The organism is Tenacibaculum mesophilum, assembly GCF_003867075.1.
Classification (GTDB): domain Bacteria; phylum Bacteroidota; class Bacteroidia; order Flavobacteriales; family Flavobacteriaceae; genus Polaribacter; species Polaribacter mesophilus.
In genome coordinates, this window is sequence record NZ_CP032544.1 from 2318843 (window position 1) to 2332624 (window position 13782).

Consider the following 13782-nt stretch of genomic DNA (forward strand, 5'->3'; position numbering starts at 1 on the left):
TCGCTAAAAAAAGTGTTAGCGACTAAACTTTTTCTTTGTCGTTGTTTTTTTGTTTTTCGGTTGTTTGCTCTAAGGTACCTTGCATACCCGCTTGTTTTAACAAACTGTGCAATGCTTTAAAGGGGTTTACTCCATAAATTTTGTTGTAGTTTTCTAAAATTGACTTTGTTTCGGTAATAGCTATAAATCCTGCTATTATTTTTAAAAAAGGAACTTCATTTACAATGTGTTTTTCTAAAAAATAAGCTGATATAATTACCAAGTTATAAATAACAAACTTAGAAATGGTATGTCCAATTCGTTCGCTTTTTATAGGTATTTGTAATTTTAAAGAAGCATAGGCTCCTGTAATAAAATCAACTACTATTAGTAACATCATGGTAGTTAACACTCCATTTAAAGGCGACAGTAAAGCAAGCAACCAAAAAATGAAATGCGAAAATTTATCCATTCTTTTTTAGTTTTCTAAAGTCTAATACCCTGTTTTTAGGATATGCTTTAATACTTACACTATTTCCTTGATTACCTCCTAATAGATACACATATCGTCTGGTTTCTTTAATTAAGAACCCAACATGTCCTTTCCAGCTACTAGGATTTTCTCTCCATAAAACCACCACATCTCCTGGTTCTGGATTTGTAGTAGAGTCTCCTACCGACAACCAACTGCGTGCTGTTAATTGGTTAGTGTGTTCATAACCTGCTTTTTTGGCTACCCAATTTGCAAAGGCACTACACCAAGCGGTTTCATCTTTAAATTTTCCTCCATCAAAACCTAATGAAGTAAAATAGTTTACAATTTGAGGATGATCTTTTGAGCCTTTCACCTCTTTGACTCCGTATTGCGATAACGCTACTGATATTAAATTATTCATACAAATGTTTAATTTTTTTAAAGCGCTTGCAGACAAAACTTGTAAGTTGTTGATTCTTTTTCTTTTTTCTAGACCTGAAAGGGATTAATCATAACTTTTTTTCGTTTCTGCTTACATTAAAGATTAATAAATAATAATGAACTGTTAGAAAAGCAAGACAAATATACAACATATTACAGTTAAAAACAAAACAAATTACAAATATTTTGCATTATGTTTTAACTTAGAGGTATTATTGAAAATTCACTATAACTTTTTACATAAAAAAAACCGCCTAAAATTTTAGACGGTTTTAAAACTTCTATCAAATCTAACTAAGCTTTTATAAAAATATTTTTAATCTATAAAGCTTGATAAGCTTCTTTAGCTTCTATAACTTCATTTTTAAAACCATTAATATTCGGTGAAAACTTATCAATTAAACCGTCTAGACAATCTATAAACTCTTTACTTTGTAACTCATAAGAAACCTTTTCAAATCTAGAACATATCCACTCGATAGATACAAGATCTAACTGATTTAACAACTCTATAGTAACACTAGGCTTTTTTAACAACACCTGCTCTATTTCATCTAGTAAAACATCTATTTTGGGATCATTTACATGAGTGCTTTCCATGTACTCAACGTCTTTTTTTATTTTCTCTACTAATTCTTTCATTATCTTAATTTTAAAAAGGGTTAATTTCTAATTCTTGTACACTTTTTCTTGGTTGCATAGCATTATCTGGAAAAATAGTTGCTGGTTTTCCTTTAGTTTTAATAACTCCTACCCTTACACCATCATATACATCAAATAGTGGAGGTGGTCCATCTTGTAATTGTTTAAATGCATCTAAATTATTCCTAACAACATATTTATATGCTTCTTCAATTTTAGCACTATTCCAATCTTTAGGAAACCATGATTGTCCTGTATTATTTCTTCCTTCAACCAACTTCTTAATTCTCTTATCATGACCTTCTACACCACCAATTCTTACACCGTTTTCATAGGTATGCTCAACCCTATATTTTCTTCCTATCTCATCTAAGAAAACCAAATTATCCTGACCATGCCCACCTACTCTCATTTTCCCTGGCAACATGCTTCTCTTAGGATTAGCAGGCAAAGAAAACTCTCCATGATTTGCGTGCTTTAACACATCTTCTGTTATCTCAGAAAAAATTCGTTTTATATCATCCAAATATTTTTTAATAGCATCATCTGTTTTACCTTTGAATTTAGTAAAGATTTCTTTTAAGAACTCTTCTGCTTGCTTTTTAGTTAAATCTGCTGCAATATTTTTACCATCGTATAAAAATGAATACAATCCGTCTTCATTTTTAATCATACTTACCCCAAGACCATTCAGTTTTCTCCAAGCACTTGCCTTAAATATTTTAAATACAGTCTCTACAAAAATACTTACAGGATCTACTAATGTATAAGCTACATTATCAATCACTAAAGCCTTAGCCTGAAACTTAACAACCAACTCACCAATCCATTTTTTAAGATCATCTAAGTGTTTTACAAAGTTTTTGGCAAATTCTTTAAGCTTTCTAATCGCAGCTAAAACTACATCTACTGTTATTTCTGCTGTTTTTACCACTTTTTTAGCTACTACATTCGCTAACTCTTGATACGATTTTAATACTGCTTTGGTTGCTTTGGCTATATTGGCTGTTCCTCCAGTAGCAATAAACTGTACTACTTCCGAAGCTATAAAACCAACCAAAAATCCTATATAATACCCTAAAGCACCTGGATCTATTGTGATTTTTGTATTGGATGCCTTAGCAAATAAACCTATTAATAGTTTAGCAGTAGTTATAGGCATTTCTATTAAAAACTGCATCCATGCTTTTAGGTTTGTTAACGTAAAGGTATTGAGTACTAAATCGATAAGGTTTTCAAAACCTTCTGCTAATAAACGTAGGTAATGACCTGGTTTTTCAAAGAACTTTCCTGTTTGGATAACGCCATTTAAAACATCTACCAAAATAGCTAAAATATCAAAGATAGATTTAAAGAAATCAATAATACTATTAATAAGCCCTACTAACAATCCGTTAATAAAATCGTAGGTGTTTTGTGCGTTTTCTTTTACACCATCTAAAAACTCTTTAAGTATACCTGGTACGTGCTTAAATAACTTAGTAATACGTTCACTTTTAAAAGGCATAAGCTCTTTAAACAACCAATGTTTATTAAATCGCTCTGCAAACGTTACAATAGGGGCTTCAATGGGAACTACATAATTTTTATAAATTGAATTTGCCAATTCTTCGGAAGAAAAACTCTCATTAATATTAAGTTTTGGTAATAACGGATTGTATTTTGAGTTCTCTTTTCCTTCATCCGTTGTTTTCCAATAGTTTTCACCTAACTGTAACTTACCTATTTCTTCACCTGAGCTTTTTAAGAATTTAGACAAGTTACTTAAAGTAACATCCGCTCCCCAACGTACTATTTGCCCTCCTTTTTTCAATACCAAATAAAAATCGCTCTCTGTTGATTTTTTAAGTTCTTGCTCAAGCATTTTACTTAGCTCGTTCGTAAATACATCTACTCCATAAGCTCTAACAATTTTCGCTATGCGAATTCTGTTCGTTTCTATAAGAGAATTTACATTTTTCCCTTTTTTTATTCTAAACACTGTTCCGAAAAGGTTACTTCCTGAACTGCGTTCAATAAAAATAACTACCTCGTGTGCACTTACATTTTGTATCGCTTCATAAGCTTGTAATAATTGCGCTCCATCTTCAGAAATAAATACAGTTGTAAAAGCTTCATATTGGATACTTTTAACATCTCTGGTAGTTGGTGAAGGGGTTGCATTTACAATTACCTCCTCTAAATCGATACTATTATCAAGTTGGATATAAAACTTTTCATTAATTTTATAATAAGGCAATGTTCCGTTTTGAAAATCAACAATGGTATTTTGAATAAATGCAAAGTTTTCATCATTTTCTTCATATTGCAGTTTATTAATTTGCCCATAAGGCGAATTATTTTCTAGAAAAAAATCTCCATATTCACCAGACAATCGACTATTAAAATGTAGTAACCATTTATTTGCAGTTTTTACTCCTTTTTCTATTTCTACATATATATTGGGACTTGGAACTGCGGTTTCTTTTATTTTTTGTTGCTGAACATCTGAAAACACCACCAAATCTTTAAAATTGGTTTTGTGTTTAAAATGTTTGCTTCCATATTCATGAGCATGCATATTTTTTTGTTTTTTATGATTAGTAAAAAACAAACCTCACCCAGCTCTTCTCTTTTAAAGCAAAGAGAAGAGTATTAGAAGTGTTATTACGAGCTATACTTGGTAACCCTTTAAGTTTAAAACTCTTGATACATAGGTTGCTTCATTTTTTTCGCAATGACATAAAAAAATATAGGATGAGGTTTGTGACTGTGTGTATAGAAAAATGTTTGTTAAACAAACATTTTTACTGCACTTATGCTACATTGTTGGTATCGCCTACAATATCGTAATCTACACCATCTGGTCCATCTCCTATCTTATAGGTACTTACATCAAATAAACCTTGACCTTCGCAGTCTGGATTACACGGCAAACCTCCTTCATTTAATACTACAGAATCTGCTTGTAACACAGTTAACGTTGTTGGCACACGGGTTTCCCAAGTGCCTTCTACTTCACCTTCAATAGTTTGCATTTCTTCGGCAACAGAAACATATAAATCGTCATCCATATCGGTAACCATTCCTTGACCATTCCAAATTTCACCAGTTTTCATATACCAGTTTACAGCTTCTTCAAAACCTGGACGTACAGGTACTACTGATCTTGCCATACCACTTTGTAAAAAGGCTTGGAAAACAGGGTCGCTACCTTCGTTGTGCTCAAAATTAGCATCCCAATTACCTTCTGCTCCATAGAAATAAGGATAAAATGTGTACGCCATAATTTCCCAATCAAATGCTTGTTCAAAAAACTTAACTGTTTCAGCATGCTTTTGAAATTTAGACGTTCTCGCTACATGCTTAGCATCCGCTTCTTTACCATTCTCTTTATAATTATCCTGAGCGGTAACAACATCAAAAGGTTTTGTCATTAAGTCGATAGCAATACGCTTTAACTCACGCTTTTCGATACTACGATTGATTTGAGAACTCAATTCTTTTTTCTTTTCATTAGGTTCTTTATCTACAACTTGATTTTGTACAAACTCATTATACTCTAACAAACGTTCATTATAAGCATCCATAATAGCTTTATAAGTTTCATTTTGCCATCGTTTCTTAGCCTCTTCTGTTAATCTACACTCAATCGAAGCATTAATCTTTCCACTGAAATAATTACCCATCAGATATGATACAGGAATTGATTCTACAAACTTACTTGTAGGTCTATATCCAAATTCAGCGTCAAGTGGAGACCACTTTGTAGTATCCGAAAATGTTGTATCTCCTAAACTAACAAAGAACCCTTTTTGTATACCATCTCCGTCATCAATTGAAGAAAAATCGACTTTTCCTCTAACTGAATAATATCCTTTAGGAATTTTTATTGACCCTTTTCCTGAACCTGTTTCTATCTGACCATGGTCTTTTGTTATATCCACATTGAAAGATTCTCCCAAAAAGATAGATTCCATCGGATAAACTTCTACCTCTGCTCTATACTCTGCCGCAAACTTCTGATAATTTGTCTCTCCTAAATCTTTTGCAGATTGAATACCGTTTGTCAATTCACTCGGATGTATCGGTTTTTTAGGAATAATTAACCCTTCAATAGTTTTTTCACTTCCTTCTCCATTTTTCAAATATGATTCAATATAAAACTTAGCTGGTTCTGGTAACGCAAATTCATACATTAAGCGCTTACCATAATTTATCAACTTATTCTTATAAATCTTATCTACCCAACGATACACTCCTGTGACATGCTTATCTCCTTTACGGTTATCAAATCCATGAGTATTATTCTCTTCATACTCTCGCAATATACGAGACGTACGTTTGGTACTAATCTTCTGTACCACTCGTTCTAAGGCCCTTTCAGTTACCTCTTGCGCATACGTTTGTGCTTGTAGGTTTGAATCTGAAGAAGAATTAGAAGATGAAGTATTAAAGCTTGTTCCTAAACTTAAACCAAAACCAGAATAACTAGCATTAGCCCCAAAACTAGTAGCATTATCACTATTTACAATAGACGACGCTTCGTTTTGCATTTCATTACGTTCTGTTGAGGTAGTGTCTGTTAGGTTTTCTACTTCTTTTTCTGTTGCTGTTTCCGTTGTTGTTTCTGAAACTCTTAAATCTCTAGTAGAACGTTCTTTATATTCGCGTGCCATGATATTTTCTATATGCGACACTTCTCCGGGCACATAGCAACACACCTCTTGTTCTACTCGCCTAAAATCTACTACTCCTAATTGAGATATTCCATAAAGAACACCTTTTCCATCAGCACTTGACCCCTCAGAGACATTACCACTAACTATACATTGACCAACAAAATTGTTAGTTATTTCATAGTACCCATCATCAAACTTAACCTGAAACATTATGTTTTTAAACTCTAACGACACTCCGTTACTTAAAACAAAACTACCGTTCAAACCAAATACAGGTCCTGAAATTAACTGTTGTAAATTTTCTGGAAATAACTCAATTCGTAACAATGTATTATCAAAACTAGCAGGACTACTCTTAAATGAAGTTCTGGTATATGGTACTTGAGCATCAATATCATCTAAAGTATAGTTTGCTTCTGTTACTCTTACATTAGTAGAATCTTCAACCTTTAAAAACATAATAATTTTTGATCCTTTCCCCATTTGACCAAAAACATCTCCCGAATAAGAGTACAGTGGTGTACTTTTACTAAGGTTATAATTTAGAGTACCTCCTTGAATAGAAACAGCTCTCACTTTTTCTGGAGTGTTTTCTAAAATTTTCTGATTCTCTTCTTTTATTTTTTGTCTAAGAACCGTTTTTGCCTCATAAAAATTATCATATAATTTGAGTCCTTCAGAATTTAATAAATCTTTAGTCCCTTCTGAATACTGAAAAGTAGTTGTCGTTGTACCGTCCGCAGCTCTACTAATCTCTTCTGCTTTTTCAAATTCAAACTTAGGCAATTCTAAATCTGGATATATTTCTAATCTTTTTTCAAATCCTGATTTAGCGTCTACAATTGTTTGAATCGTTGGTTGAGCTGCGTTTTTTATATCTTCTACAGCTAATTCATGAGCTTGTAAAGCTTCTTTATATCGTACCTGCTCACTTTTATTATAAACATACTCAGCTTTTTCAATTTCCTTTAAACCTAGTTCATATTGTTGTAAACGTGTTTTAGCCATCTCAACCTGTAAACTAGATGTCAAATACTCTGATGAACTAGGACTTATGTTTGTAGCTCCTCCTTCAAATTGTTGATCTGAAATAACCACTTCTTTAGGCACAATAACACTTGCATTCGCTCTACGTACAAATTCTTTTTCATTTTCTTCTGTAAAAACAATTTCCCCCTCTGTTTCTTGTGAAAAGCTGTTAGTAAATACATTAAATGCTTTTAAAAACTTATTCGCTACCAACATTTGAATCAGTCCTTCTCGAACGATAGCCGATTCCTTATTAATGGTTTGATGAAATAAGTTTTCCCATAAAACTAACTCTTCATCAACAGTAAGTTCTTGTGCTGCATATAAATTAGCATCAATACCAGCATACGATAATACTGTCTTATTGCACACTAACCATCCAGAAAACTGATATAACGCTTCGTGTAAATTTTTAATCTCTACCCTACTAGCTATTGGTGTAAAATTCGTACTATAAGCTCCTTTTAATGCTGTTTTTCTTTCTTCATCTGTAGTAGCTCCTTGTATTGCTTGAAAAGCTAAACTTTCTGCTTTTTTTTCTTCTGGAAAGGAAACAAATCCAGTTTCTTTGTCTTCAATTAATTGTGGACTACGTAATGTTACAAACCTAAATAGGTTTGATTTGATTGGTTTTTTACTCATTTTTATAAAATTTAATTAATTTTTTAATCAAGCTCAAAAAGAGCCCTGTTTAGTTGCTTTTCTAACAGTTCTTTTTTCTTGATTTTGGTTTTATTCAAAAAAATGTTTGAATAAACGAGTATAGATTTCAAAAAAGTGAAGAAAATCAAGTTGAAATCTTAAAAACACAATCGCTAAAACCACACAAATGTTTGATTATTACAATTTTTTTGTATATTAGCAATTCATTAGCGAGGCAAATATAAAACATATTACACATTTAAACAAACAAAAGTTTAATTATTTTTGCAATATGTAAAAACATAAAATGTTATGGGAATTTCCGAAAAAATAGCAGCAATTAGAGATGCTTTTAACTTAAATAACTTTTCTTTTTCAAAAAAAATAGGTGTTACTGGAACTACTATAGATAGCATTATTAATGGGAGACCTCAATCTGACGGTAGTAGAAAAAAAACAAAACCTGGTTACGATGTTCTTACTTCTATTATTAATGAATTTAACATTAATCCTGATTATTTATTTGGAAAAAGTGATATAATGCTAAAAACAGAACCTACAAATATTCAAACATATTCTGGAGTTCCTCAGGTTGTTTCTGTGAATTCTTCAGGTAATGAAAATGTAGTTTATGTTCCTATACAAGCAAGAGCTGGTTATTTAAATGGTTATGGAGATTCAAATTACATAGAACAACTTCCTTCTTTTAATATGCCTCATCTTAATAATGGTACCTTTCGTTGTTTTGAAGTACAAGGAAACTCTATGGTGCGTACTTTTTTTGATGGAGATTTAGTTTTTGGAAAATATGTTGAAAATTTACATGATATTAAAGATGGTCGTGTATATGTAATTGTAAGTAAGAATGATGGTATTGTTTTAAAACGTGTAATTAATAGAATAGAAGAAAGAGGTAAACTTATTTTAAAAAGTGATAATAAAGATGGTAACTACCCTACTTATACCATAAATGCTGAGGAAATTATGGAAGTTTGGTATGTAACTATGTTCGCCTCTAAACAAATGCCTGAACCTGTTGATGTTTATGATAGATTACACGATTTAGAAAGTAAAATTGTTGAATTAGAAGAGCAAATTAGCAGTAAAAATTAATTTTTATGCTTAAAAAACTGCTTTTTTTAGTTCTTTTACTGCCTTTTTATACCACTGCACAATCCAACTGGCAACAATTTAAAAAATTACAAGGAGCTCAAAAAACATGGGTACTACTCCATCCTTTTAAAGCAAAAAAAGCTTTTATTGTTTCACGTGAAGCATCAAGAGTAAGTGACTCTCTAAGAGTTTCTCCCTTGTTAGATGGCGATCATGCAGGTGGACAAGTAGATGCATTTCGTCATGCTTTTTGGATGGCTTTATTAAAACAATCAATTGGTGAAAATGCTGCTCGTTCACTTGGCAAAGCTCACGAAAAAGATAACTATAAAACGTACAAAGAGCGAAAACTAGAGGACGGTGTTATTCCTGATCAAATTTCTTCTGATATGGATTTATTTAACAACGAAGTTGGTTTAACTTTATCCAAAAAGGGCAACAACCTTCCTAAAAATGGATTGATCTACAGAGTAATCAACGCCATTCATCAAGGAAAATTAAAAATTATTAAAAAAGATAAAAACGGTAATTTTCTAACTTGTAATAATGAGATAATTCCTAAAAAAACATTAATCGGCAAGTGGAAGAATAACAAATGCTTGGTTAGTTCTAATTATAATAGATAAATGCAAAAAGTATATGTAATTTCAGGTACCATGTGTACGGTAGATTTATGGCAATATGTTTTTCCTAAACTAAAAAACATATTGCCAGTCCATATTGATATTACTCCTGCTAATTCTTTTGAGGAAATTAATCAAATGATACTGAATCACGTTGAAGAACCAGCCACTATCATTGGGTTTTCTTTAGGTGGGTTTTCCGCTATGAACTTTAGTGCTCATTATCCTGAAAAAGTAAAAAAGTTAGTTGTAGTTGCTGCCAATACTGATGGATTGAGTGATTCAGAAATTCAACTAAGAAAAAGCACTATTGACTTTTTAGAAAAACACACCTACAAAGGAATCTCTCAAGCAAGAATTCAACAGTTTTTACACCCAGATAATCACCGTAATTCCGAAATTATTTCTGTTATTAAAAAAATGGATGCCGATTTAGGAAAAGACGTACTACTTCGTCAGTTAAAAGCAACTTCAACTAGATTAAATATTTCACAAGAAGTTTTAAATTTAAACATCCCTATCTTTTTTATTGCTGCCGAAAATGATGCGCTTATCAACCCAAAAAAACTAAAAGAGTTTGCCAATAAAACTGAAAGAGGAACATACGTAATGATTAAAAATTGTGGTCATATGGTTCCTCTTGAAAAACCTGAAGAACTGGCATCAATAATGAACCTAACCATCAACGAATAATATAAAATGTCAACCAGCCTTAATAATGTTATCAGTTACAGCCCTAATTTTTTAACTGAAAAAGATGCTACAGAGTTATTTAAACAATTAATAAGCCTGTCTGAACTTACAAATATGATGGAAATGAGACTTTCATCTGATGAGGTAATTAAATACAACTTTGGTAAATTAATGTTTATTGACCCTGATTTAATGGAGAAAAATGTTTTTCAAAAATCAGCTTGGGGAAACACTATGATATGGCCAAAATATATGCTTCCTTTAAAAAAGCAAGTTGAAGAACACACTAGACAAGAATTTAAAACTTGTGTATGTATTTATTATCCTAATGGAAATTCTGGCATTGATTATCATTCAGATAAAGTTGCTTTTGGAAATACTGATATTATTCCTTCCCTTAGTTTAGGTGAAGAACGTATGTTTTATCTTCGAGAAAATAAAACGATGATTGAAAACAATATACTTCTGGAGCATGGGAGTTTATTAGTTATGAAAAAAGATTGTCAAGAATACTACGAACACAGCCTACCCGAAAACCCTGAATATTTAAACCCAAGAGTAAATTTAACATTTAGAAAATACGGTTTTTGAAACCCCATACATGAAAAAAAGCTTAAATTCACTCTCATTTTTTCCTCTACAAATATCAAAAAAACTGTTTTCTTAAATCACTATTTAAACCCATTCTAAATATTTAAGAAAACAATTCGTAAAGTTTGTTCAAGTACTGTCATCCTCTTAAATTTGTGCTATTATTTAATCAATAAACAAAATAATGAGCGGATTACTAAAATCTTCTATCGGAAGAAAGTTTGCCATGGCACTTTCGGCATTCTTCCTGATGTTTTTCTTATTACAACATTTTGCAATTAACATTACTTCGATTTTTCCAGATAACGGAGCTACATTTAACAAACTGTCGCACTTTATGGGAACAAACCCGTTAATTCAATATGTAATGCAACCAATTTTAATATTTGGTGTGGTATTTCACTTTGTAATGGGATTCGTCTTAGAAATTAAAAACAAAAGTGCTCGTAAGGTTAGCTATGCTAAAAATAATGGAGCTGCAAACTCTACTTGGATGAGTAGAAACATGATTTACAGTGGTGCTGCTATTTTAGCTTTTATTGTATTACACTTTATCGATTTTTGGTTTCCAGAAATCAACACCAAATTTATTCAAGGTGACTGGAGTGGTTTACACGATGGTGAGTTTAGATACTTCCACGAACTACAACACAAGTTTTTAAGCCCAATTAGAGTTGGTGCTTATGTAATTGCTTTTGTTTTCTTAGCATTACACTTATTACACGGATTTAATTCTGCTTTCCAATCTGTGGGAGCAAATAATAAATATACTAAAGGATTGAAAACTTTTGGTAAGCTTTACGCAATCTTAATTCCGTTAGGATTCGTAATTATTGCATTATTTCATCATTTCAATCACTAATACGAAACAAGTATGGCAACTTTAGATTCAAAAATTCCAAAAGGTCCATTAAAAGATAAATGGACAACTTATAAAGATAAAATTGACTTGGTAAACCCTGCTAACAAACGTTTAATTGACGTTATTGTAGTGGGTACTGGTTTAGCGGGTGGTTCTGCTTCTGCAACGTTAGCAGAATTAGGATATAACGTTAAAGCTTTTGCTTACCAAGATTCACCTCGTCGTGCACACTCTATTGCAGCACAAGGTGGTATTAACGCAGCAAAAAACTATCAAGGTGATGGTGATTCTTTTTACCGTTTATTTTATGATACAGTAAAAGGTGGAGATTACCGTTCTCGTGAAGCAAACGTTTATCGTTTAGCTGAGGTTTCTGCAAATATTATTGATCAATGTGTTGCTCAAGGAGTTCCTTTTGCACGTGATTATGGTGGACAATTAGATAACCGTTCGTTTGGTGGGGTATTAGTATCTCGTACTTTCTATGCGAAAGGACAAACTGGTCAGCAGTTATTATTAGGAGCATATTCTGCAATGAACCGTCAAATTGCTCGTGGTAAGATTGAAATGTTCAATCGCCATGAAATGTTAGATTTGGTAATTGTTGATGGAAAAGCTCGTGGTATTATTGCTCGTAACCTAGTTACTGGTGAAATTGAGCGTCACTCTGCACATGCAGTAGTAATTGCTTCTGGTGGATATGGAAATGTATATTTCTTATCAACTAACGCAATGGGATCTAACGCTACAGCTGCTTGGAAAGTTCACAAAAAAGGAGCTTTCTTTGCGAATCCTTGTTATACACAAATTCACCCAACTTGTATTCCTCGTTCGGGAGACTATCAGTCTAAATTAACCCTAATGTCTGAATCGTTACGTAACGATGGTCGTATTTGGGTTCCTAAGAAAATGGAAGATGTATTAGCTATTAGAGAAGGAAAATTAAAACCAACTCAAATTGCTGAAGAAGATAGAGATTACTACTTAGAAAGAAGATATCCTGCCTTTGGTAACTTAGTACCTCGAGATGTGGCTTCTCGTGCTGCAAAAGAGCGTTGTGATGCTGGTTATGGTGTAAATGCTACTGGTGAAGCTGTTTACTTAGATTTTAAATCAGCTATTGAGCGTTACGGTAAAGAGCAATGTAAATTACATGGAATTAAAAACCCTTCACAAGAGAAAATTATTGCTGAAGGTGAAAAAATAGTAGAAGCTAAGTACGGGAACTTATTCCAAATGTATGAAAAGATTGTAGATGACAATCCATACAAAACACCAATGATGATTTATCCTGCAACTCACTACACCATGGGTGGAATTTGGGTAGATTATAACTTAATGACTACAATTGATGGTTGTTATGCTATTGGTGAAGCAAACTTCTCTGATCACGGTGCTAACCGTTTAGGAGCTTCTGCATTAATGCAAGGTTTGGCTGACGGATACTTCGTGTTACCTTATACAATTGGTGATTATTTATCTAATGATATCCGTACAGGTAAAATTTCAACAGAAACTAAAGAATTTGAAGAAGCTGAAAAAGCGGTTAAAGATCGTATTAATTTCTTCATTAACAATAAAGGAGAGCATTCTGTAGATTACTACCACAAAAAATTAGGAAAAATTATGTGGGAAAAATGTGGAATGGCACGTAACGAACAAGGTTTAAAAGAAGCGATGGCTGAAATTAAAGAGTTACGTGAAGATTTCTGGAAAAACGTAAAAGTTCCTGGAGAGGCTAATGAAATGAACCCAGAATTAGAAAAAGCTGGAAGAGTAGCTGATTTCTTAGAGTTAGGAGAATTATTTGCTAAAGATGCCTTAAACAGAACTGAATCTTGTGGAGGACACTTTAGAGAAGAGTCTGTTGAATTAGACGGACCTCAAAAAGGAGAAGCAAAACGTGATGATGCAAACTTTGCTTATGTAGCTGCATGGGAGTATAAAGGAGAGCCAGCTGATGCTGTATTACACAAAGAAGAATTAGAGTTTAACGATATTGAATTAAAACAACGTTCATACAAATAAGAG

General features: G+C 32.5%; 11 protein-coding genes. 6 read left to right on the plus strand and 5 right to left on the minus strand.

The window, feature by feature from the left end:
• Positions 1-22: 22 nt before the first annotated feature.
• From D6200_RS10495 to D6200_RS10515, 5 genes are all read right to left on the minus strand, one after another.
• Positions 23-451: a phage holin family protein gene (locus tag D6200_RS10495; RefSeq protein ID WP_047788116.1), complete on the minus strand. Its 429-nt coding sequence runs from the start codon at positions 449-451 to the stop codon at positions 23-25.
• A complete protein-coding gene (locus tag D6200_RS10500) occupies positions 444-875 on the minus strand; it encodes a TIGR02594 family protein (RefSeq protein WP_073182396.1) in 432 nt (143 codons plus the stop codon). The genes D6200_RS10495 and D6200_RS10500 overlap by 8 nt, the downstream gene beginning before the upstream one ends.
• Before the next feature lie 341 nt (positions 876-1216).
• Positions 1217-1537, minus strand: coding sequence for a hypothetical protein (locus D6200_RS10505; RefSeq protein ID WP_073182395.1), 321 nt, complete (start codon positions 1535-1537; stop codon positions 1217-1219).
• Between the two features lie 10 nt (positions 1538-1547).
• A complete protein-coding gene (locus tag D6200_RS10510; RefSeq protein WP_125064413.1) occupies positions 1548-4097 on the minus strand; it encodes an EndoU domain-containing protein in 2550 nt (849 codons plus the stop codon).
• A 235-nt stretch (positions 4098-4332) separates the two neighbouring features.
• Complete coding sequence (locus D6200_RS10515; RefSeq protein WP_073182394.1) at positions 4333-7869, minus strand: hypothetical protein; 3537 nt, start codon at positions 7867-7869, stop codon at positions 4333-4335.
• A 312-nt stretch (positions 7870-8181) separates the two neighbouring features.
• Between D6200_RS10515 and D6200_RS10520 the strand changes: the two genes are divergently transcribed.
• The 6 genes from D6200_RS10520 to D6200_RS10545 all read left to right on the plus strand — a co-directional run bounded on the left by D6200_RS10520 (position 8182) and on the right by D6200_RS10545 (position 13779).
• A complete protein-coding gene (locus tag D6200_RS10520) occupies positions 8182-8982 on the plus strand; it encodes a S24 family peptidase (RefSeq protein WP_073182393.1) in 801 nt (266 codons plus the stop codon).
• Positions 8983-8987: 5 nt separating this feature from the next.
• A complete protein-coding gene (locus D6200_RS10525; RefSeq protein WP_073182392.1) occupies positions 8988-9608 on the plus strand; it encodes a DUF6973 domain-containing protein in 621 nt (206 codons plus the stop codon).
• Positions 9609-10298: an alpha/beta fold hydrolase gene (locus D6200_RS10530; RefSeq protein WP_073182391.1), complete on the plus strand. Its 690-nt coding sequence runs from the start codon at positions 9609-9611 to the stop codon at positions 10296-10298.
• A gap of 6 nt (positions 10299-10304) precedes the next feature.
• Positions 10305-10889 carry an alpha-ketoglutarate-dependent dioxygenase AlkB gene (locus D6200_RS10535; protein WP_073182390.1) on the plus strand — a complete coding sequence of 195 codons (585 nt, stop codon included), beginning with the start codon at positions 10305-10307 and terminating at the stop codon, positions 10887-10889.
• 184 nt (positions 10890-11073) lie between these two features.
• The gene (locus D6200_RS10540) at positions 11074-11751 is read left to right on the plus strand and encodes a succinate dehydrogenase cytochrome b subunit (RefSeq protein WP_073182389.1); all 678 of its coding nucleotides are present in this window, start codon (positions 11074-11076) and stop codon (positions 11749-11751) included.
• Between the two features lie 12 nt (positions 11752-11763).
• Positions 11764-13779, plus strand: coding sequence for a fumarate reductase/succinate dehydrogenase flavoprotein subunit (locus tag D6200_RS10545; RefSeq protein WP_073182388.1), 2016 nt, complete (start codon positions 11764-11766; stop codon positions 13777-13779).
• Positions 13780-13782 lie beyond the last annotated feature (3 nt).